Below are 20,476 nucleotides of genomic sequence, written 5' to 3'. Positions count from 1 at the left end.
TATATAGGTACAGATCCACAGTGCCTTTTCAAAATATATCAGAGATGGATTAAAATGCCCAGAGAATCTGGGAGAAAGGAAAAATCCAATTACCATCTAAGATAATTGGATTATACGTGTACATATGGCATACACATTTACAAAGGATCTGGAAACCGGAAACCAGCTGATAGACTCTGAACACCGCCAACTGATCGATGCAATCAATAATCTGCTGACTGCCTGTTCCACTGGAAAGGGTCGTGCAGAACTGGCAAATACTACTAAATTTTTACAGGATTATACTGCCAAGCATTTTGGAGACGAGGAAAAGCTTCAGCTTCAGAGTCAGTATCCTGATTATGCAAACCATAAACGCTACCACGAAGAATTTAAAAAGGTAGTTGCAGGAATTTGCCAGAAGCTTGATAAGGAAGGTCCTACTATCACTCTTGTGGGTGAAGTGAACAGTGCCATTGCAGGCTGGCTGATCAACCATATCAAGAAAGAGGATGTGAAGGTAGCCACTCATATCAAAAGTAAATCCTGACACACTTGAATGCAATAAACCCGCAGCTTCTTACCAGATATCTGGCAGGAAGCTGTTTTTTTCATTTAACGACATAAAATAATTGCTGCACTGTCTTTTCAATCTGTCCGGATTTTGATAGAATAGGTTCAGATATGTAAAACAAATTACTGGAAAGAAGGTACATGATTATGAAAGACCCAAACTGCGCATATTGTATGAAAGGAGACTTAGTTGCCAAATTCGGTTATCCGGTCTGTGAGATGGAAACAGGCTTTTTATATTTATTCAAAGAACAGAGTAAGAAGGGCAGAGTCATCCTGGCATACAAGGATCATGTCAGTGAGATGATTGATATCAGTGACGAAGACAGAGATGCATTTTTTGCTGAGGTTTCCAAAGTATCCAGAGCCATTCACAAGGTTTTTAATCCTGATAAAGTAAATTACGGCGCATACGGAGATACCGGCTGCCACCTGCATATGCACATTGTCCCAAAATATAACGGAGGCGATGAATGGGGCGGCACGTTTACCATGAATCCGGATAAGGTCTATCTCACAGATGAGGAGTATGAGAAGATGGCTGATGCCATTCGTGAAGCATTATAAGTAAAACAGACCATACAGGGAAGGAAGGTGCCGGAGAATGTTAGATGACATCAGAAAACAGGCAGGGAAAGCTGCAAAAGAACTTTTAGAAGCATCACATCTGAAGGAAAAAGATTTAGTGGTCATCGGCTGCTCCTCCAGTGAAATATCCGATCATAAAATCGGCTCACATTCCAGTGCAGAGATTGGCCAGGCGGTGTTCTTTGCAATTTATGAAGTTTTTCATAAACAGGGAATCTATGTTGCTGCCCAGTGCTGTGAGCACTTAAACAGAGCCCTGATATTAGAGAAAGAAGCGGCTGAATTCTATCATTATGAACCTGTTAATGTAGTTCCCCAGCTAAAGGCCGGAGGCTCCTTCTCTCTTGCTGCTTACCAAGGCTTTGAACATCCGGTTGCAGTAGAATCCATTCAGGCTCATGCAGGAATAGATATTGGAGATACACTGATTGGCATGCATTTAAAAGCTGTTGCCGTCCCGGTCCGTATAAAAACCCAATATATCGGCTCTGCCCGTGTGGTAGCCGCCCGTACCAGACCAAAATACATTGGCGGTATCCGTGCTTTCTACGATGATACCATTGAATAATAAAAACCTGCAGCCTGGCGGTGTAATGCCGCGGCTGCAGGTTTTTACTGTTTTATTCCTTTGTGGCGTACATGAAGTACCAGTAGCCATAAGGTGAATGCCATGTTCCTTTTATTTCAGGTCTCTGCAGATAAAAATCACTGGAATATACCAGAGGAGCTACTGCAGCATCTTCCATCATGATCTTCTCTGCCTGATGAAGCTTATCAAAATGCTCTGCTTTATCATCTGTGCTTCTGGCCTCTGCCAGTAGCTTATCTACATCGGGGTTAGAGTACTTTCCATCATTGTTCCCGCTTTCTGTTGTAAACAGATTCAGCATGTTGGAAGGATCATCATAATCATAAACCCAGCCTCCGCGGCAGATTTCAAAATCACCGGCACGACGGGTAGGTGTAAATGTAGACCATTCCACAATCTTAATATCCATTCTGATTCCAAGTTCGCTCCATGCATTCTGCAAGTACTCAGCGATTGGTTTGTTATAACCGGCATCGTTGGTCATATATTCGATCGGCGGAAATCCTTCCCCGTTGGGATATCCTGCTTCTGCAAGCAGTTGTTTTGCCTTTTCAAGATCTGCTTCATAATTATCCACGCTGAAGTAGTCTCCGCCGTTATTTTTACGGCTTACCTCTTCAAAGGAAGATCCTTCTTCTGCATCAGATATACCAGGTCCAACAAAGTTAGCTGCAGGAGTTGCAGTTCCCATCATAAGGGTATCTGCAATATAACTGCGGTCAACTGCAAGCGTTAATGCACGGCGGACCTTTACATTATTAAAAGGTTCCTTCTGAGTGTTATAAATAGTATAGGATGTTGCCATACGTGGTTCTAAATGGAACTCGGGTAAATCCTTAAGGGCCGGGATTTCCTCAGTAGGAACATCGCGGATCATCTGAACCTCACCTGTCTGATATGCGCTGTATGCAGCATTGGAATCTTCCATAAGAACGAACTTTAATGTATTTAAGGTAATCTTATCTGCATTCCAGTAATTTTCATTCTTTGCCAGGGTAATATGAGAACCAGGTACCCACTCGATCATCTTTAACGGGCCGTTTGAAATATAGGTTTCAGGTGTCAGGGACCACTGGTCACCTTTTGCCTCAACGACATCCTTTTTAACTGGCGCCATACTTGCATGAGTGATAATCTTATCAAAGTATACGCAAGGACCAGAAAGCTCTACAACAAAGGTTTTTGCATCGGGAGCTGAAACCGCCAGAGCATCAATGTTACCTGCGGCTGCTTCATCATATCCCTTGATCATAGAAAGCATATCTGCCGCATAGGGTGCTGCGGTCGCAGGATCAGCCAGACGCTTCCAGGAATATACAAAGTCTTCTGCTGTGAAATCGGAACCGTCACTCCATTTTAAACCGTCTCTCAGATGAAAGGTGTAGGTAAGACCGTCATCACTGACATCATAAGATTCTGCCTGACCAGGAACAATGTTATTCTTTTCATCAAATGTGAGCAGAGTCTCAAATGCATGCAAAATCATATTGGATGCATCAATTGATGAGTTAAGAGCCGGATCAATGGTTTCCGGGTCCGGTCCTATCTCTACTGCCAGGTCAAGACCCCCTGTTGAGGTATTGGCCGCTGCCTCTGTCTTATCTGTGCCGTTTGGCGTGGTTCCGGGCTTTCCAGATCCTCCGCATGCACTTAATACCAAGCCAGAGACAAGAACAGCTGCTAATACAACTGCTGTTTTTTTCATAATACTTCCCTCCATATCTACGTTTTGTTTCGTCCGTCCATCAAGGACAACACGGGATATAGCATACCATAAATGAACCAATCATGCAATCAGCATTTTTCCGCAAAACTCTTGTATTGTAAGGTGTTAAAGCGATAACGCGCAAAAGAGCCAGACGAATTGTATCAATTATTCGTCTGGCTCACAAAGACATTTTTATATTTTACCGATAGGCTGTCTGTACCGCTTTCAGCAAAACCCCTGGATTTTTCACATGCGGAGTAACCGGACAGATCTTCTTATCAATTCCCATCAGTGTATATACAGCAATTCTTGCAGCACGAACGGAATATTCCTCTGTAAAGACCATATCCTCCGGTATTTCAACAAACTGGCTGATCATGGCAAAATTAGTGGACCCATCCGGTACGACCTCAGGTCTGTCTGCCATCTTTCGTGGCTGGAATTGCGCGTCTACATAAGGCATCATGCAGGGAATTACATTAATTACATCCGCCATAACCTCATCCTTATGATCCTGCATATGAAGGTGGAAGAGAAGTTCCGTAAGAAGTTCTTCCCCGGTACAATCCTTCATCGGCTTTTTCACATAATCTCCTAATCTGTCCGTATAAAGACCATAACCCCAGAAAATGGTCTGGTCCATTGGCTGATTAATAAAATGGGGCTGAGCCGCAACTACAATGCTCATCAGCCAACTGGAATCCTTAAAGGTCATTAAAGCTCCGCTGCCCGGTGTATTGCCAGAATAATTCTCTATAAGCTTTAACAGTCGGTTTCCTTTGCTTGTAACAGTGAAGCTTTCCCAGTTTGTCTCACTGATATCTCCGAAAAATGGATATGGATTACCAAGCCCCTGCTTTTTAGCTGCCACCTTGCTCCATAATTCTCCGGAAATTGGTTTTAGAACAGGTGCTGGTGCTGGTGTATTAAGATCACCTAGTGTGGCACTGTCTGTCATACATGCATTTGTCATGATACAGATATCATCCTCTTCCATTTCCAGGGTACGTGTAATACCATGATCATTTAAGTGGAGAACTTTTGCGGTAATCTCATCACCATCTGCAAAATCAATATCTGTTACTGTACAGTTCTCCGCAAATACAACCCCCTCTTTTCTTAAGTATGCTTCCAGAGGTCGAATCACGCTGTCATACTGATTGAGAGGAGTTCTTGTTACTCCTTCCAAAGTATCTATACGGGAGAATTCCAGTATCATCCGGCGCATGTACCGGCGGAACTCAAATAAACTGCTCCATTTCTGAAACGCGAAGGTAGTCTGCCACATATACCAGAAATTAGTAGTAAAAAAGTGAGGCATGTCCGCAAACCACTCTTCGATTGTCATATCGTCAAGCTTTTCTTCGGGAGTACTCATTAGTCTTAGAAGAGCCATTCGTTCACTCTGAGTAAATCCCATACTTTTTACATTAAGAATATTTCCGTCTTTATCAATCAGTCTGGCTTTTGCTGATGTAGGATGGGCATGATCAAAATCCAGAATCTCATCAGTCACGCTTCTATCTGGGTTGGCAAGAGAGGGAATGGATCGAAACAGTTCCCAGAAATTCTCGTAAGTTTCTTCATTGAGCATACGTCCTCCCCTGCAGACAAAACCTTTCTCAGGAGTACCAATTCCGTCATTGCTTCCTCCGAATATCGGCATACCTTCAAAGATGGTAATCTGATTTCCAGGCATCTTTCCGTCTCTGATTAAATAAGCGGCCCCCGCAAGGCTGCCAAGACCTCCGCCTACAAAATATGCCTTCCCTCTTGCAACAGTGCTATTCTTTTTATTGATACTGCGCTTTTCCTTCCCTGCATTACCGATACGTGTATAAAGTGTTTTGGCTGCCACACCTGCTGCTGTAGCTGCAAGCCCCAGTACCAGTAACTTTGCCATGTTGCTTTTTTCCATTTTTTTCTTCATAAGCCACGCTCCAATCTCATTTTACATCACTAGATAAGCCTATATTATCATACTACATTTTTTACGTCACCATACATGCTTTTATTCCTGTATAAAAAAACGACACCACAAAAGCGGTGTCGAAAAACCAGACAATTTAACTATTTTGTCTATCGTAATTTTTATAATCTTCTTTTACAATGAAAGTAATGATTAAGGAGGACAATCCATGTCGGGTACATTACACAAACATATACGGGAAAGCGTTTTAAAAACAGCGCTTCTTCATCAACTGAAAAATGGTCAGAAGGCACCGGAAAGGACCGCCCGCAATTTGAACGAACTTCTGCTGAAATTCAACCCTGCTTCCAGCGAACTTTTCACTTATGATGAACTGCTCATTATGATAAAACGATGTTCCAGAGAGGAATGTCTGAATCTCATTATACAGAAATTGGCTTAAAGCTCCGCCTGACTGCGAATGTAACCAATACGTTCTGTAGCTCTGGCGAGGCTTTTTAACCGGTCTGAAACCTCTTTCGGCTCCATCTTCATCCCATCTCGCACCCAGTCCATAATCACTCCGCAAAGACCATAGGCATAAAACCCAGCATCAAAATCCCGTTCTTCCTCTGTCAGTTTTCCCTTTTCATCCAGAACCTCAATCGCTTCTGAAAACAACGCTTTTGTCATCTCATACAGATAACTCTCAAACGTATGCTCCTGCTCTTTTATCGTATTCATATAAAAGCTTTTTTCCTGTTTTATATTGTTTAACAGCTCGTAAATTTTTATATTCCAGTTCAGAAGACTGATATCTTCCGCGATAGCTGCAAAATTTTCATTATAATAAATCCAGCTTAACAATTCATACTTATCCTGAAAGTGATAATAAAAGGTCTGCCGGTTCAGACCACAAACTGCAGTAATATCTGAAATGGATATCTTATCAAAAGGTTTCTCTTTGCAAACCTGCTTCAATGCTTCAGCAATCGCACGTTTTGTAATAAGCGAATCCGACATAAGCCCTCCTGTTATACGATTTCTACATGCCAGTAAAGCAGTTGGCAAGTGAAGCAAACTGCTCTAAATTCAGAGCTTCTCCTCTCACAGACGGGGAAAGACCCAGACTTTCAATGGCTTTTGCGATCTGTTCTTTGGTATAGGGGATTTCTGGTGAATTATTTAAACCATTCTGCAGTGTTTTTCTTCTCTGATTAAAGGAGGCACGAATCAGACGGAACATCAATCCCGGATCCTGTACATTTACAGGAGGATTTTTATGCCGTGTCAGACGGATTACCGCTGAACCTACGCTGGGGCGGGGCATAAAGCAGTTTGGGGGAACATTGGCTACAATATATGGTTCTGCGTAATACTGGACAGCCAGTGAAAGCGCACCGTAATCTTTAGAACCAGGTCCTACCTGCATGCGGTCTGCCACTTCCTTCTGCACCATAACCGTAATATTGTCAATGGGTACATCTCCTTCAAAAAGACCCATGATGATAGGAGTTGTAATGTAATAGGGCAGATTCGCTACTACCTTAATGGGCCTTCCTTCGTTATACTGTTGAGTAATCTGTTTCACATCAACCTTCAGGATATCATCATGAAGTACAGTAACATTATTGTAATCTCCAAGAGTCTCTTTCAGAATGGGGATCAGCTTTGTATCAATCTCTACTGCCACTACTTGTCCGGCTTTTTCTGCAAGATACTGGGTCATAGTTCCTATTCCCGGACCAATTTCCAGAACACAGTCTTCCTTTGTCACTCCTGCCGCCGCAATGATTTTATCCAGTACATGAGTATCTATTAAAAAATTCTGCCCAAACTTTTTCTGAAAGGCAAATTCATATTTCTGTATGATTTCAATGGTTTTTTGGGGATTTCCTAATTTATTCTGCATATAACCTCTTTTTCCGAATATTTTTAAATTTATGGTATCTTATTATATGTAAAAAGTCAATAATTTAAAAATCGGAACAGCGCCAGCATCTCTCAAAACAACAGCAATCGCGGCATCCAACTGCGATGGAAGCTCCGGCCATTTCAAGGTTAGATATGTTTCGCTTCCATATGATTCTTAATCCTTTGGCAGGTCTGAACTACGATCAAAACCCACAGCTTCTGAATGAACTGATATCTCTGCTTCTGACTGCACTGCTGGTTTAGTCTGAAAATTTATATCATCTTATAAAGCCTTTTGGCATTTCTGCTTGTAATTTCCATTACCGTTTCTTCCGGAATTCCCTTGATTATGCTGATTTCCCGCACAACAAAAGGCAGGTTTAAAGAAGTATTGCGTTTTCCCCGATTGGGAACAGGTGCCAGGTATGGACAATCTGTCTCAAGTACCAGCTGATCTAAAGGCATATATTCCACTACCTCCTTCAGCTTCCTGGCGTTTTTAAAAGTCAGAACACCGCCGATTCCCAAATAAAAGCCCATAGTCAGATATTCTCTTGCCATCTCTTTCCCATAGGAAAAACAGTGAATCACACCCCCCACATCTTGGGAATGCTCCACTTTCATAATATCAAGCGTATCTTTTGCCGCATCACGGCTGTGAATGATAACCGGAAGTTTAACTTCCTTAGCCAGATTCAGCTGCCGCACAAACCAGGTTTTCTGTGTTTCATGATCTGGTTCTTCCCAGTAATAATCAAGACCTATTTCTCCAATGGCGACTACTTTGCTGCGGCTGGAATTTTCTTTCAGCCAGTTAAACTTCTCATCATTAAGTTCACCAGTCTCATTGGGATGGACACCGATCGCCCCATATATATAAGAATACTTCTCTGTTAGTTTTATAGTATTCTCTGATGTCTTTATGCTGGCTCCCACATTAGTAACCGCTTCTATGCCATGAGACTGCAAACTTCCCAGCAGTTGTTCTCTGTCCTCATCAAATGCCTCATCATCGTAATGGGCGTGTGTGTCAAAAATCATAGATATCTCCTTTAAAACGTTTGTCAGCCTGCAATCAATAATCGCAGAATATAAAGTAAAATTAAATGAAGAGGATAAAACCAGTAAAATAAATATTTTAAATTCCTCTCACCCTTTTTCCCGTTATACATATGAATGGGCACAAGAGAAAGCGCTCCGGCTCCAAAACAGCTTACACTGATTAATGCCGACGTAATCCCTGTAAAAACAGCCTGAAGCTTCTTATTATCCCGAAATATATAGATAACCAAAATCAGGAATATTCCGTATATGTTGTAATCTGACTTCAGAAAAATGGATGCCCCGCACCCTGCTCCAATTGCCAGAAACTGCCGCAGCGGATCTCCCATAGCCTTCTGATACCAGGCAATAACCCAAAGACCAATTAATAGTGTAAAAAATACATTCTGATATCCGGGGTGAAACCAGCTGTCAAATACTGCAAGATCAAAAGGAATCTCTGAAATCAAGGCGAAAACCAATAGCCTGATCCCATACTTTTTAACATCTCTGGTGTGAAGAAATCCCTCTACCAGCAAAAAGCAGAAAACAGGAAAGGCAATTCTGCCAATTGTCCGAAGAATAAAATTAATGATACTCCATCTTGCGCCCTCCGGCGTTGCAAGTATCGTCTGCATCAGTAATGTGTTCTGATATTTTAATATCCCGTTTTCAATCACAACTGCGCCTATATGGTCAATAAGCATAGTTATGACCGCAATCATCTTTAAGGCATTTCCGGTAATCCCCTTTTTTCGGGTAATGGCAGACTCTGTCATAGAATCCTCCTTTTAAACGATAAGACCGGATTATTAAAATCCGGCCTTTACTTTTTCTTCGTTAAAACAGCTTATTATCAGCAGATTTCTGCTCCGGATGGCATTGTCTTCTCCGGAACCATAAGCGATAAATTGCCCTGTGCATCTTCGGCGCATAAAAGCATACCTTCAGACAACACTCCGGCCAGCTTTGCTGGTTTTAAGTTTACCACAACCATAACTTTTTTGCCAACCATTTCTTCCGGTGAATAATGTGCTTTAATTCCGCTGACAATCTGTTTTACCTGGCTGCCTATCTTAACTTTTGAGCATAAAAGTTTTTTCGACTTGGCCACCGCTTCGCAGGCAATGATTTCCCCTACCTGAAACTGCAGCTTTGCAAAATCATCATATTCAATTTCCGGTTTGGCTTCTATATCAATTCCGTCATCCGTCAGTGCTTTAGTCTCTTCTTTTCCATTATCTTCTGCTGCATGCATCGCTTCCACTTTTTCCATCACTTCCTTTATATCCATACGGGCAAATAAAATCTCCGGCTTGTCAGTTACCTTGTTTCCAGATGGGTATAAACCAAATGCATTCATCTGGGACAGCTCTCTTTTCGTTGTATGAAGCTGTGCAAGAATTTTAGCAGAGGTATCCGGCATAAACGAAGCCAGGAGGGAAGCTCCAATAGTAATTGCTTCCGTCAGGTTATAAAGGACTGTTTCCAGACGGGTCTTTGATGCCTCATCCTTTGCAAGAGTCCATGGTGCTGTCTCGTCAATATATTTGTTACTTCTTCTGAAGATGTTAAAAATAGAAGTCATCGCATCTGCTACACGGAGTTTCTCCATCTTCTCACTGACCTTCTTCACCTCATCAAGTACAACTGCCTTTAACTCCTCATCAAAGGAATCGGTTGCCTTTCCATCTGTAACCACACCTTCAAAATACTTATTTGACATGGATATGGTTCGGTTTACAAGATTGCCCAGAACATTAGCAAGATCAGAATTCATGCGCTCAACCATCAGTTCCCATGAGATAATTCCGTCATTGTCAAAAGGCATTTCGTGAAGTACAAAATAACGGACAGCATCTACACCAAAAAAGTCCACCAGCGTATCTGCATAGAGTACGTTACCCTTGGATTTACTCATTTTTCCCTCCCCCTGCAGCAGCCAGGGATGACCGAATACCTGTTTTGGAAGGGGTACATCAAGTGCCATTAAGAAAATAGGCCAATAAATGGTATGGAAACGAATGATGTCTTTGCCAATAAGATGAAGGTCTGCAGGCCAGAGTTTTGAAAATTGCCCGCTGTTATTTCCATCGCAGTCATAACCGATTCCAGTTATATAATTGGTCAGTGCATCCAGCCATACATAAGTAACATGCTTTGGATCAAATGTTACCGGGATTCCCCATGTGAAGGTGGTTCTGGACACGCATAAATCCTGAAGCCCCGGAAGAAGGAAATTGTTCATCATCTCATTCTTTCTTGATACCGGCTGTATGAAATCAGGATTTTCATTGATATGGCGGATCAGACGGTCTGCATATTTGCTCATACGGAAGAAATATGCTTCTTCCTTTGCGGGCTTTACCTCCCTGCCGCAATCCGGACATTTTCCATCTACCAGCTGGGATTCTGTAAAGAATGATTCACAGGGAGTACAATACAATCCTTCATAGTGTCCTTTATAGATATCACCCTGATCATAAAGCTTTTTGAAAATCTTCTGTACCTGCTTTTCATGCTCCGGATCTGTAGTACGGATAAATTTGTCATAGGAGGTGTTCATCAGATCCCAGATCGCTTTAATCTGACCGGCTGCCTGGTCTACAAACTCCTTAGGCGTTATTCCTGCTGCGGCTGCCTTTTCCTCAATCTTCTGTCCGTGTTCATCCGTACCTGTCTGATAGAACACATCATATCCTTCTTCTCTTTTAAAACGTGCAATGGCATCAGCCAGAACAGCCTCATAGGTATTGCCAATATGGGGCTTTCCCGATGCATAGGCAATGGCTGTAGTAATGTAATATGGCTTTTTGTTCGAATCTTTACACATAATCTTTTCCTCCAGAAATATAATGAGATGCAGGGTAATTTATTTTCCAACAAAGAAAAACCCGTCTTAAAAAATCCCAACAGGAATTTTAAAGACGGGGTATTATCCCGTGATACCACTTTAATTTATCCGTGCCTTACAGCACAGACCTCACCGGCTGCGTTCTAATCAAAAGCTTCCCAGAACGAAGCTTATGGTATATAATAACAGTCTGACACGATAACGGGTGTGACCGTCGAAATTTAAAGGCCGATTAGCCAATTCAACTTCGCTGCTCCAAGGCCATGTTGGGAAATACGCTCAGGCTTCCTTTTCAGCTACCGGAATTCTCTGTACATGAGGCGGTTTTCTTACTCTTCTTTTCATAGCATTCTCAAATGAATCAATTGTCAGTAACCCTAGTGTAATAGTTTCATTCCCGTTTGTCAAGCAGGTATACTGCAGGATCTGACCTTTTGTCATTACTTTTTTCATGTAAACATATAAATAATAATAGTGAATTGCGGAGGATCTCAATATGAAAAATAATATTATCAGGCAGGGACGCCGTATCCTTTCCATTATCCTGGCTGCTTCTCTGTTTTGTGCCTGTACACCGCCTCCAGGACAGTCAGGAACACCATCTGATGCTCAATACGAAAAATACCATGCTGCTGATTTATCTATGCAGAAATCATTCGATCAGTTTACTGCTGATCTGTTCAGGGACGAAATCAAAGACTCCGGGATAAGTTTTCATTTCAGCATTGCTGATCCTGCTTCCAGGGGAATAGACACGGTGCCTTTAACTCTTGGCGATTATTCTCTGGATAAAATGAAACAGAGCACAAAGGATCTTCAGGATACAAAGAAAAAGCTGAAAGAATATAATCCCCGCAAGCTGACCGCTGATCAGAGGCTTACTTATCAGATTCTATACTCCTATATTGAAACAGAATTAACTTCAGACGGAATGGAACTATACGCCCAGCCGCTTACCACCACCATCGGAATTCAGGCTCAGCTTCCGGTTCTCTTTGCGGAGTATACCTTCTACAACAAAGCAGATGTGGATCATTATCTGTCCCTGTTATCTACCATTGATGAATATTACGCACAGATAATGGAATTTGAAAAACAGAAATCAGCGGCAGGGCTTTTTATGTCAGATTCCGCAGCTGATCACGTGCTGAAATCCTGTGAAGCATATTTAATTCAACCGGATCACAGTTTTCTTGCGGAAACCTTCAATACCAGAATTGATGCCCTGACAGACTTAACCGCTGAAGAAAAGACCCGATATAAGGAACAGAATTTAAAAATTCTGGAAGAACATTTCATTCCTGCCTATAAAAACTTAATAAGCGGAATTACAGCTCTGATTGGCACCGGAACTAATGACAAGGGGCTGTCCTGGTATCCGGATGGGAAGAAATACTTTGAATATCTGGTTGATTCCAATACTGGAACCTCTTACGATTCAGTTAAAAGCTTAAAGAAAGCAATTGAAAAGCAGATGAGTTCTGATATTAAAGCATTGGGTCAGATTACAAAAGATCACCCTGAAGTTCTTGACTCACTGGATCACTACTCTTTTCGGTATACAAAACCAGAAGAGATCCTTGAGTCACTGAAAACACAGATAACCAAGGATTTTCCGGAGCTTCCGCCCTGCAATTATACCGTCAAGTATGTGCCGGATGCATTGGAATCCTCATTAAGTCCCGCATTTTACCTGGTTCCCCCATTAGACCGGTATCAGGATAATGTAATTTACATTAACAGAAACCCGCGTTTTCAGAATGAAGATCTATATACCACGCTGGCTCACGAAGGCTATCCGGGACATCTGTATCAGAATGTATATTTTCTAAGCAAAAAACATGATGATTTAAGAAATATTCTTTCATTTACCAGCTATTCGGAAGGCTGGGCTACCTATGTGGAGTATTATTCTTATACACTGGACAACGGGCTGGACCCAGAGCTTGGAAAGCTGCTGGCACATAACACGGCAGTTACACTTGGAATCTATGCATACCTTGATATCTGTATCAATTATGAAGGCTGGGATAAGGACGCAACCGCGAAATATTTAGGAACCTTCTATAACGTGGAAAATACAGATATTACAGATTCTATCTTTAACAGCCTGGTTGAAAACCCAACCAATTACATGGAGTATTATGTTGGTTATCTGGAAATTATGGAAATGCGCAGCACTGCTGAACGAATTCTAAAAGACGACTTTAACTTAAAGGATTTTCATACGTTTCTGCTTGATGTGGGACCCGCACCTTTTTCTGTGATTCAGCCCGCGTTCCGCAACTGGCTGGCAAAGCAGCTTAGAAGTTAAATAAAACAGGCAAAAGCCCTCAAGAAGCTTTTGCCTGTTTTTTATTTGATTTCCTTATAATCCTTTTCATATTCCAGATAATCATTATCACCCAGCTTGATCGAATCATTGGAATAATTCTTGCCGTTTACCAGAAGTTTTAATTTAGAGAGTTCAAAGTTCTCAACAAAAGTATTGCCGATAGCGGTAATGATAAGCTTGTCATCACTCTTTGGTACTGCAGATAAATCCAAAGTCCCAACTCCGTCGGCAGATTCATATTTCAGAACCGTTGTACCTTCCTCTAATGCGCCGTACTCAATAAGCTTGGACACTAATGATTCCGCAGTCAGCTTGTCTACCGCATCCATCGCCTGATTTAAGCCAGTCTTATCATCATTCATGCTATATACGGAGATAATCTCCATCGGCTCTGCATTCGGGTCTGGAACTTTATCACTGGCGCCGCCTGTTGATGCCATAACCTGGGGGTCTGGCGGTGTTGTTTCCATCTTCGGCTGTGTCGGTGTACAGGCCGCCAGGAATACCATCAGCATTGCGCTCATTAAAAACAAGATGATTCTTTTCATAAATGCGTATTGCCTCCTTTAATTCTGTTAAAAACTCCGAAACCACTTATTCAGTTTGGTCAGAGCTTTGATTAAAACTTCTACCTCATCCTCACTTAACCCTTCTATCACTCCGGCTATCATCTCCCGATGAAATGTGGCATGATGCTCATAGGCTTGTTTTCCTTTATCTGAAAGAGAAATATAAACAACACGCCGGTCTTCTTCTCCTCTTTGGCGGGTTACATAACCTTTTTTAACAAGACTGTTCATGGCTATAGTCAATGTCCCCACCGTGACGGACAATTCCCTTGCTATTGCGGACATATTCTTAGGTTCTCCGACTCCGATTGCCTCGATTACATGCATATCATTATTAGTAATATTATTAAATTCCTGTGTAATGATAGCCTGCTGCTCGATATCCATTATATCCCGAAACAGTCTTACCAGTACTTCGTTAAGAGTTCCGTAAGTATCCACGTTTATCCCCTTCAAATCTTTATGACAATAAAAGCTTCTTCGTAATTATACATGATTATGTATTTTATGACAACCACTTGAATTCTTATGAAATTCTTAAATCAGAATGATTCATTTCCTTTTATACCAAAATCCGGCTTAAAAATACACTGGCAGCTATTCCGGCTGCTGTTGCAGTTAATGCCCCGGCAAGAGTATACCTGGTTTTTCTTATCTTTACAGTACCAAAATAAACACTCAGACAATAGAACAACGTCTCTGTACAGCTCATCAGAACAGAAGTCATAAATCCTATATAAGTATCTGTGCCGTATTTTTTGAAAATATCCAAAACCAGACCAGTTGCAGCAGAATTCGAAACCAGACGAACCAAAATAACCGGCACAACCGGTGCCGGTAGAAATATATAAGAAGCCGGTTTTGTAAGCAGCTTTGCCAAGAAATCCAAAAAGCCGGATGCTCTCAATACTCCTACAGCTGTCATGAGTCCGATTAATGTCGGCATTATCCCTGCAACCGTTTTCATTCCATCTTTCGCTCCGTTTAAAAAATCATCAAATACAGGTCTTTTTGATAATATGCCAAATCCCACAATATAAAAAATGATCAGTGGTACTGAAGCCTCAGAGAGAAATATTAAAAATCCCATAGTTTTACTCGCTATCCGTTCATTATTATAACTTATTCCGGCTATTTCCTTTTCATTCTACGTATTTTTTATAAACTTATTCCGAATAATTAGGACAGGCTTATGTATGCAGTAAATGATGAAATTACAGAAATGGAGAATTATCAATTGTCTTCTTACAATAGTTTTTGTTCCCCTTTTGTCAAGCTCTGCCATAATTTTCTGGAATTCATCCGTCGGAGGAGCTGGGACATCTGGTGTTAATTCAGGGTGTTTTAGCATATAATCAAGCAAATGTGCTTCCAGTTTCTCTTTTGAAATCTGATTAAACTTCACATCTATACCTCTTTAGCATTGGTTATTCTTTGATTCCCTCTCGCTTTGGGGTTGACTTTTTATTACTAACGTTTACTATAATAGTATATCGTATTTGGAGGCAGCTTTTCTATGAAAAAAATTATTTTAACTGGCGGCGGAACAGCCGGTCATGTTACCCCGAATCTGGCTTTGATTCCTTTACTGAAAGAAAAAAATTATGAGATTGGTTATATCGGCTCATATCAGGGAATAGAACGAAAGTTAATCGAGAACGCAAAGATCCCATACAGCGGAATCTCAACAGGCAAATTCCGCAGATATTTTGACATCAAAAATTTTACAGATCCCTTCCGTGTAATTAAGGGTTTTGGAGAGGCGTTAAAAATATTAAAGAATTACAAACCTGATTTAGTCTTTTCAAAAGGTGGATTTGTCGCTGTTCCAGTGGTACTGGCCGCAAAACATCTAAAAATTCCGGTAATCATACACGAATCAGATATGACACCCGGCCTTGCCAACCGGATCTGCATTCCCGCCGCAACCCGTGTCTGCTGTAATTTTCCTGAAACCCTCAGTTATCTTCCGAAATCCAAAGCAGTACTGACAGGCTCCCCCATTCGGAAAGAACTGCTGGAAGGCAATCGTATGACTGGGTTAAATTATGCAAAACTCAGCGATAATAAGCCTGTTATCCTGATTATCGGAGGAAGTCTTGGATCTGTTACCGTAAACAACGCCATAAGGGGCATCCTGCCTAAGCTCTTAAACAATTACCAGGTAATACATATCTGCGGAAAAGGCAATCTGGATGAAAGCCTTACAAATCTTCGGGGATATGTACAATACGAATATGTGGATGCCCCTTTGAAGCATCTTTTTGCTGCTGCAGACCTGATGATTTCCAGAGCTGGTGCAAACTCTATCTGCGAGATACTGGCACTGAGAAAGCTCAATATTCTGATTCCGCTTTCAGCCGCAGCCAGCAGAGGTGATCAGATATTAAATGCCAGATCTTTTGCCAGACAAGGCTTCAGCTATCTTCTGGAAGAAGAAAATTTAAATGAAAATACCCTGCTGCAGGCCATCACAGAGACGTTTGCAAACCATCAGACCTATCTGTCAAAAATGGAAAGCAGTGAACTCCATGATGCTGTGGATACAATTATTAATATGATTGAATCTCTGATATCAAAAAAATCAATCTAAATTATAATTAGGACCAAGAAGATTCTTCAAACAGACTCTGGTCCGATAGATCCGGGAGCGGCAGACCGTTCCCGGAATTTCAAGCCTTTCACAAATCTCCGGAATCGTCAGCTGTTCCAGAAAATACAGTATGGCCATTTCCTTCCACTCATCTCTCATATTAGATATCTCACTGGTGATATTTAATATAGACTCCTCATCAAGAACAACCTCCAGAGGATCTGTCACCACAAACCTGTGGAGCAATGCAACCTGAGTGGAGGCATCCTCCTCATCAAGACTGACTTTCTCGTAATGGCCATTTTTACGAAGACAGTCAATGCATTTGCGTTTTAGTATCTTGATCAGCATACTTTTTTTCCGCGTATCTGTCCAGGTTAATGAATAGTTTTGAAAATAAGAGATAAATGTCTCCTGTACCACATCATCAATTTCCAGATCCGGTACGTTCAGTGTTTTTGCTATTCTGCGCAACAGTCCCTGATATTTACCATATATTGACTGCAGCAGCTGATTTTCATCCTCATGTATGCTCATATCATATGCCCCTCTGATTACAGGGCGCTCCTGATGGCGGCTCCTGTCTGTGCTAGTTCTTCCGGACTTGCTTTACCCGGAATCCATGAAACCATAGCAGGACCTTCCTCATAACGGGGAATCAAATGCACGTGAAAATGAAAAACTGTCTGACCTGCCTCTTTTCCATTATTCTGCACTACATTGAACCCGGAGCATCCCAGCGCCTTTTTCATGGCGGCTCCTATTTTAGCTGCTAATGGAAGAACCTTTGCTGCCACTTCTTCATCCAGATCACAGATATCTCTGTAATGCTGCTTAGGAAGAATCAGGGCATGCCCTTTGGAAGCCGGTCCTAAATCCATAATTACCCGAAACATATCATCCTCATAAATTGTCTCCGAGGGTATACCCCCATTTGCGATTTTGCAGAAAATGCAGTCCTCTTCTCTCACACAATCACCTCCTTCCAGCGATATCGCTCTTATATCTGCCTGCTGCTCCTGTACCGGGGTCTGCGGTATAAAATAACTCCCATAATAATTCCAATGATCAGACCTGAAATATGGGCTGCATTATCAACTCCTGTACTTGTAAAACCAAAATAAAGAGAACATAAAATTACAACTACAAGCTGTCGGGTAGATAAATCCTCCAGCTGGCCACGATTAACTGCAACCGCATATAAAAGACCTCCGATTACTCCAAAAATAGCCCCGGATGCGCCTGCGGATACCACACTCCGATATCCGGATAAATTCACTATCATAGAAGCAATATTGGCTCCCACACCGCAAATAATGTAAAAGATCAGATATTTAATATGACCAAGTGCACGCTCCAGATTATCTCCCAGAATAAACAAAATCAGCATATTATTCATAATATGATTAATTCCAAAATGCATGAATGCAGAAGTTATGAGTCTGTAATATTCTCTCCTTTCAATAACAAGTGGTGCATACATGGCTCCATGTGAAACCATAAACTGAGTATCTTCGGTTGATCCACTCATCTCCAGGTATAGAAAATAAATGACATTCAACGCAATAAGACTCATATTCACATAGGCCTTCCTGCGACTGTTAAATTCATCCATTATCGCGCTCCTTCTGAACCATAATATGCTTATTTTATCATAAACTGACAGATTATGTAAATATAAACGCAAAATTTGCTATAAAAATTTCATCTCCAATCTCTAATCTAACTGTCTCATTTGTTTCCAGGAGCCTTCCGTTTACATAAGTACCATTTGTTGAGTTGAGATCGCAAATCCAGTAATCATCGCCATCCTTTTCAATTTTTGCATGAATACGGCTGATTGCATCCCCTTCAAGAACGCAGTCGACCAGTCCTTCCTGCTTACCAATGAGATATGGAGTATACGTGATCTCTATATCCTGTCTGCCAGAACCAGTTGCTTTTAATATCCGGACTTTAGTATCTGTTTTAACATTTGTCAATAGTGCCGTCTGTACCATTTCTTCTTCAACATCTGCTTTTAACAGATTACCGGGTTCTTCCTTTTCCTCATAAAAAGCCATCTGCCACGCTTCCCGCTCCGGCTCCGGCTCAATACCGGTATCTCCTTTTTTACTTTCTTCCCCGTAATACTTTTTGTTATTCATGCTTCCTGATTTGATTACTCCATATACAGCACTTAATATTCCTGCTATTATCGGAGCATACCAGTATTTTATGATTCCTTTATAACCAGATATGCTCCATATTATGGCCACAGCTCCAGCCATGGTTGACAGCAAAAGGAACAATGGCTTCCAGAGTACGAAACCGGAGGATGTTGCCTGCTGCATCTGGTTAAACTCCTGGAATACCTGTATCTGATCTTGATCTGTATCCGTAAATACAATCTGTTCTTCACCGTCTTCTGATCCAGACGCGTCAGCTCTGACTTCCTTTTCCCCGCCTTCCCCAGCATTTGGGGTGCAGACAAGCTCTGCCAATGCGTCAATACCATAATTATCCTTTAAACTCTCCTGATACAGGGCATATGCCATTACTACACATTCCTTATCCTGATGATTTACCTTACCCAAAAGATAACGGAGTAATTCCGTCATGTCCTCACTAAATTTTCTGTATCTACCTGGTACCAGGCATAGAGAAACCAAAAAATGCTCCGGCTCCAGATAGATATATTCAGGCTGAAGAAGTATCTGATCTTCATTAAGCAAATAAGCAGGAAGGCGGCTAAGAACCTGTGCAATTCCAGTAACCAGATTCTTCAGTTCATCTTTATTCAGGCTGTGAATTTCCAGGATCCGGTTTAAGGGCTGCCTGGAAGTGATTTCATAATAGAAATACTTATGATTATCAATCTGTTTTAAATGAAATTTCAATAATCCGTTTATATGATTTTCTCTCAGCATTGAAACCTCATATCCCTCTGTCCCGGATATATCCTGCTCTATAATCAAATAATTATGCTTAAGTTCACGCCTGTATGTAACATTCATCTCATTCCTCCTGATTGATCAGCGTCAGTTTTCTTAAAAAATCCTCGGGATCAAAAACGCTCTGTTTCAGCTCCAGGCTCCATTTACCACCCACCCCTGTTCCTGTAACCCGTCTTCCCGTAAGAAAATTTCCCGCAGTGTCTAGTTTAAATTGGTATCTCTCCCAGGAAAAAGGGCTTCCTGCCCTGTGAGCCGCCCATTCTGAGGCATCCGCTGGGGATTCCGTCTCATTGTGTCTCAGTCTTTGTACCGATTCTGCCAGTGCCATGGACCCAGTAACTTCATCTCTTAAGCAGTAAGCGGACTGAATCGTTAACATAAGTGCAGATAGTATGACTGCCATAACGAAAGCGGCCTCTACCGTATAGCTCCCGTTTAAGCGCCCCTTCATTTCATCACCATGAGCAGCCAGACTGGAACCAGAAACGGAATGAATGGTATCTTTTCTTTCCCAACATCAATTCCTTTCAAACGGTTTACCAGAAAAAAAAGACCGCAAAAAACACCGCTCAGGCTTAAGCCGTATAAAAGCAGCTTTAAATTAAATAAAACAGGAAAAAACAGGCCGCTGGTCAGAAAGAAACACCCATCTCCTGTTCCCACCGATTCCCTTGTCAGTCTGCTAACTGTCAATAATGCAAACCCAACCAGACAGCTGGTCAGCCGGCTGACCAGATCTTGTCTCTGTAAAACACACAAAGCAAAACCTGCTGCTCCGGCTATGATGAAGACCCGGATATTAATACTTTTTTTACAGCTGTCTTCCCAGGCTGCTGTCAGAAGAAACAATCCAAAAATAATATCGTTTAATTGCTCAATCATTTTTTC

General features: G+C 41.6%; 23 protein-coding genes and 1 other annotated feature. Of the genes, 6 read left to right on the top strand and 17 right to left on the bottom strand.

Annotated features, from left to right (window positions below; genetic code table 11):
• Positions 1 to 124: 124 nt before the first annotated feature.
• From CRO04_RS18720 to CRO04_RS18710, 3 genes are all read left to right on the top strand, one after another.
• Positions 125 to 529, top strand: coding sequence for a bacteriohemerythrin (locus tag CRO04_RS18720; protein WP_097005760.1), 405 nt, complete (start codon positions 125 to 127; stop codon positions 527 to 529).
• A 170-nt stretch (positions 530 to 699) separates the two neighbouring features.
• Complete coding sequence (locus tag CRO04_RS18715; protein ID WP_097005759.1) at positions 700 to 1,119, top strand: HIT family protein; 420 nt, start codon at positions 700 to 702, stop codon at positions 1,117 to 1,119.
• Positions 1,120 to 1,156: 37 nt separating this feature from the next.
• Positions 1,157 to 1,708, top strand: coding sequence for a TIGR01440 family protein (locus CRO04_RS18710; protein ID WP_097005758.1), 552 nt, complete (start codon positions 1,157 to 1,159; stop codon positions 1,706 to 1,708).
• 52 nt (positions 1,709 to 1,760) lie between these two features.
• On the opposite strand, the gene CRO04_RS18705 is transcribed toward CRO04_RS18710, so the two are convergent.
• Both CRO04_RS18705 and CRO04_RS18700 read right to left on the bottom strand, forming a co-directional pair.
• Entirely contained in the window at positions 1,761 to 3,434 is a 1,674-nt protein-coding gene (locus CRO04_RS18705) for a peptide ABC transporter substrate-binding protein (protein WP_207654473.1), read from the bottom strand.
• A 202-nt stretch (positions 3,435 to 3,636) separates the two neighbouring features.
• The gene (locus CRO04_RS18700) at positions 3,637 to 5,367 is read right to left on the bottom strand and encodes an oleate hydratase (RefSeq protein WP_166432612.1); all 1,731 of its coding nucleotides are present in this window, start codon (positions 5,365 to 5,367) and stop codon (positions 3,637 to 3,639) included.
• A 208-nt stretch (positions 5,368 to 5,575) separates the two neighbouring features.
• On the opposite strand from CRO04_RS18700, the gene CRO04_RS18695 reads away from it, so the two are divergent.
• Positions 5,576 to 5,809 carry a hypothetical protein gene (locus tag CRO04_RS18695; RefSeq protein WP_097005757.1) on the top strand — a complete coding sequence of 78 codons (234 nt, stop codon included), beginning with the start codon at positions 5,576 to 5,578 and terminating at the stop codon, positions 5,807 to 5,809.
• On the opposite strand, the gene CRO04_RS18690 is transcribed toward CRO04_RS18695, so the two are convergent.
• The 5 genes from CRO04_RS18690 to metG form a co-directional block, all read right to left on the bottom strand.
• On the bottom strand, positions 5,806 to 6,369 hold the full coding sequence (locus CRO04_RS18690; protein WP_097005756.1) for a TetR/AcrR family transcriptional regulator C-terminal domain-containing protein: 564 nt from the start codon (positions 6,367 to 6,369) through the stop codon (positions 5,806 to 5,808). The two genes, CRO04_RS18695 and CRO04_RS18690, sit on opposite strands and share 4 nt — an antisense overlap.
• Positions 6,370 to 6,391: 22 nt before the next feature.
• Positions 6,392 to 7,258: a 16S rRNA (adenine(1518)-N(6)/adenine(1519)-N(6))-dimethyltransferase RsmA gene (rsmA, locus tag CRO04_RS18685; RefSeq protein WP_097005755.1), complete on the bottom strand. Its 867-nt coding sequence runs from the start codon at positions 7,256 to 7,258 to the stop codon at positions 6,392 to 6,394.
• A 275-nt stretch (positions 7,259 to 7,533) separates the two neighbouring features.
• Entirely contained in the window at positions 7,534 to 8,301 is a 768-nt protein-coding gene (locus CRO04_RS18680; protein WP_097005754.1) for a TatD family hydrolase, read from the bottom strand.
• Between the two features lie 23 nt (positions 8,302 to 8,324).
• Positions 8,325 to 9,080, bottom strand: coding sequence for a TraX family protein (locus CRO04_RS18675; RefSeq protein WP_097005753.1), 756 nt, complete (start codon positions 9,078 to 9,080; stop codon positions 8,325 to 8,327).
• A gap of 77 nt (positions 9,081 to 9,157) precedes the next feature.
• Complete coding sequence (gene metG / locus CRO04_RS18670) at positions 9,158 to 11,134, bottom strand: methionine--tRNA ligase (RefSeq protein ID WP_097005752.1); 1,977 nt, start codon at positions 11,132 to 11,134, stop codon at positions 9,158 to 9,160.
• An 87-nt stretch (positions 11,135 to 11,221) separates the two neighbouring features.
• Positions 11,222 to 11,509, bottom strand: a binding site (T-box leader).
• 142 nt (positions 11,510 to 11,651) lie between these two features.
• Between metG and CRO04_RS18660 the strand changes: the two genes are divergently transcribed.
• Entirely contained in the window at positions 11,652 to 13,469 is a 1,818-nt protein-coding gene (locus CRO04_RS18660; protein ID WP_097005750.1) for a DUF885 domain-containing protein, read from the top strand.
• A gap of 41 nt (positions 13,470 to 13,510) precedes the next feature.
• On the opposite strand, the gene CRO04_RS18655 is transcribed toward CRO04_RS18660, so the two are convergent.
• The 4 genes from CRO04_RS18655 to CRO04_RS18640 form a co-directional block, all read right to left on the bottom strand.
• Positions 13,511 to 14,038, bottom strand: a complete 528-nt coding sequence (locus tag CRO04_RS18655; protein ID WP_097005749.1) for a GerMN domain-containing protein — start codon at positions 14,036 to 14,038, stop codon at positions 13,511 to 13,513.
• A 27-nt stretch (positions 14,039 to 14,065) separates the two neighbouring features.
• Positions 14,066 to 14,515 carry a MarR family transcriptional regulator gene (locus CRO04_RS18650; protein WP_097005748.1) on the bottom strand — a complete coding sequence of 150 codons (450 nt, stop codon included), beginning with the start codon at positions 14,513 to 14,515 and terminating at the stop codon, positions 14,066 to 14,068.
• Between the two features lie 106 nt (positions 14,516 to 14,621).
• Complete coding sequence (locus tag CRO04_RS18645; protein ID WP_097005747.1) at positions 14,622 to 15,149, bottom strand: nucleoside recognition domain-containing protein; 528 nt, start codon at positions 15,147 to 15,149, stop codon at positions 14,622 to 14,624.
• Between the two features lie 57 nt (positions 15,150 to 15,206).
• Positions 15,207 to 15,464 (bottom strand): hypothetical protein, encoded by a 258-nt coding sequence (locus CRO04_RS18640; RefSeq protein ID WP_097005746.1) that lies wholly within the window; start codon positions 15,462 to 15,464, stop codon positions 15,207 to 15,209.
• Positions 15,465 to 15,575: 111 nt separating this feature from the next.
• Here CRO04_RS18640 and CRO04_RS18635 point away from each other — a divergent pair, with 111 nt between their 5' ends.
• Positions 15,576 to 16,652, top strand: coding sequence for an undecaprenyldiphospho-muramoylpentapeptide beta-N-acetylglucosaminyltransferase (locus CRO04_RS18635; RefSeq protein WP_097005745.1), 1,077 nt, complete (start codon positions 15,576 to 15,578; stop codon positions 16,650 to 16,652).
• Here CRO04_RS18635 and CRO04_RS18630 read toward each other — a convergent pair.
• Genes CRO04_RS18630 through CRO04_RS18605 form a run of 6 tightly spaced genes read right to left on the bottom strand, consistent with a single transcriptional unit; the run spans position 16,644 to position 20,470 of the window.
• Positions 16,644 to 17,189: an RNA polymerase sigma factor gene (locus tag CRO04_RS18630; RefSeq protein WP_097005744.1), complete on the bottom strand. Its 546-nt coding sequence runs from the start codon at positions 17,187 to 17,189 to the stop codon at positions 16,644 to 16,646. The two genes, CRO04_RS18635 and CRO04_RS18630, sit on opposite strands and share 9 nt — an antisense overlap.
• A gap of 17 nt (positions 17,190 to 17,206) precedes the next feature.
• Positions 17,207 to 17,623, bottom strand: coding sequence for an HIT family protein (locus tag CRO04_RS18625; RefSeq protein WP_097005743.1), 417 nt, complete (start codon positions 17,621 to 17,623; stop codon positions 17,207 to 17,209).
• Between the two features lie 29 nt (positions 17,624 to 17,652).
• Entirely contained in the window at positions 17,653 to 18,267 is a 615-nt protein-coding gene (locus CRO04_RS18620; RefSeq protein WP_097005742.1) for a rhomboid family intramembrane serine protease, read from the bottom strand.
• A gap of 52 nt (positions 18,268 to 18,319) precedes the next feature.
• Positions 18,320 to 19,648, bottom strand: a complete 1,329-nt coding sequence (locus CRO04_RS18615) for a DUF6382 domain-containing protein (protein WP_097005741.1) — start codon at positions 19,646 to 19,648, stop codon at positions 18,320 to 18,322.
• Between the two features lies 1 nt (position 19,649).
• Positions 19,650 to 20,039: a hypothetical protein gene (locus tag CRO04_RS18610; RefSeq protein ID WP_097005740.1), complete on the bottom strand. Its 390-nt coding sequence runs from the start codon at positions 20,037 to 20,039 to the stop codon at positions 19,650 to 19,652.
• Positions 20,036 to 20,470 (bottom strand): hypothetical protein, encoded by a 435-nt coding sequence (locus CRO04_RS18605; RefSeq protein WP_097005739.1) that lies wholly within the window; start codon positions 20,468 to 20,470, stop codon positions 20,036 to 20,038. Before CRO04_RS18605 ends, CRO04_RS18610 begins: the two co-directional genes overlap by 4 nt.
• Positions 20,471 to 20,476 lie beyond the last annotated feature (6 nt).

The sequence above is a fragment of the Lacrimispora amygdalina genome (assembly GCF_900205965.1).
In the GTDB taxonomy this organism is placed as follows: Bacteria; Bacillota; Clostridia; order Lachnospirales; family Lachnospiraceae; genus Lacrimispora; species Lacrimispora amygdalina_A.
The sequence above is the reverse complement of the archived record's forward strand: the minus strand, read 5'-3'. Positions and strand labels throughout refer to the sequence as shown.

Coding starts and splice junctions, on each gene's coding strand:
- CRO04_RS18720 (WP_097005760.1), top strand. CDS start 125: ATGGCATACACATTTACAAAGGATCTGGAAACCGGAAACCAGCTGATA.
- CRO04_RS18715 (WP_097005759.1), top strand. CDS start 700: ATGAAAGACCCAAACTGCGCATATTGTATGAAAGGAGACTTAGTTGCC.
- CRO04_RS18710 (WP_097005758.1), top strand. CDS start 1,157: ATGTTAGATGACATCAGAAAACAGGCAGGGAAAGCTGCAAAAGAACTT.
- CRO04_RS18705 (WP_207654473.1), bottom strand. CDS start 3,434: ATGAAAAAAACAGCAGTTGTATTAGCAGCTGTTCTTGTCTCTGGCTTG.
- CRO04_RS18700 (WP_166432612.1), bottom strand. CDS start 5,367: ATGAAGAAAAAAATGGAAAAAAGCAACATGGCAAAGTTACTGGTACTG.
- CRO04_RS18695 (WP_097005757.1), top strand. CDS start 5,576: ATGTCGGGTACATTACACAAACATATACGGGAAAGCGTTTTAAAAACA.
- CRO04_RS18690 (WP_097005756.1), bottom strand. CDS start 6,369: ATGTCGGATTCGCTTATTACAAAACGTGCGATTGCTGAAGCATTGAAG.
- rsmA (WP_097005755.1), bottom strand. CDS start 7,258: ATGCAGAATAAATTAGGAAATCCCCAAAAAACCATTGAAATCATACAG.
- CRO04_RS18680 (WP_097005754.1), bottom strand. CDS start 8,301: ATGATTTTTGACACACACGCCCATTACGATGATGAGGCATTTGATGAG.
- CRO04_RS18675 (WP_097005753.1), bottom strand. CDS start 9,080: ATGACAGAGTCTGCCATTACCCGAAAAAAGGGGATTACCGGAAATGCC.
- metG (WP_097005752.1), bottom strand. CDS start 11,134: ATGTGTAAAGATTCGAACAAAAAGCCATATTACATTACTACAGCCATT.
- CRO04_RS18660 (WP_097005750.1), top strand. CDS start 11,652: ATGAAAAATAATATTATCAGGCAGGGACGCCGTATCCTTTCCATTATC.
- CRO04_RS18655 (WP_097005749.1), bottom strand. CDS start 14,038: ATGAAAAGAATCATCTTGTTTTTAATGAGCGCAATGCTGATGGTATTC.
- CRO04_RS18645 (WP_097005747.1), bottom strand. CDS start 15,149: ATGGGATTTTTAATATTTCTCTCTGAGGCTTCAGTACCACTGATCATT.
- CRO04_RS18635 (WP_097005745.1), top strand. CDS start 15,576: ATGAAAAAAATTATTTTAACTGGCGGCGGAACAGCCGGTCATGTTACC.
- CRO04_RS18630 (WP_097005744.1), bottom strand. CDS start 17,189: ATGAGCATACATGAGGATGAAAATCAGCTGCTGCAGTCAATATATGGT.
- CRO04_RS18620 (WP_097005742.1), bottom strand. CDS start 18,267: ATGGATGAATTTAACAGTCGCAGGAAGGCCTATGTGAATATGAGTCTT.
- CRO04_RS18615 (WP_097005741.1), bottom strand. CDS start 19,648: ATGAATGTTACATACAGGCGTGAACTTAAGCATAATTATTTGATTATA.
- CRO04_RS18610 (WP_097005740.1), bottom strand. CDS start 20,039: ATGAAGGGGCGCTTAAACGGGAGCTATACGGTAGAGGCCGCTTTCGTT.
- CRO04_RS18605 (WP_097005739.1), bottom strand. CDS start 20,470: ATGATTGAGCAATTAAACGATATTATTTTTGGATTGTTTCTTCTGACA.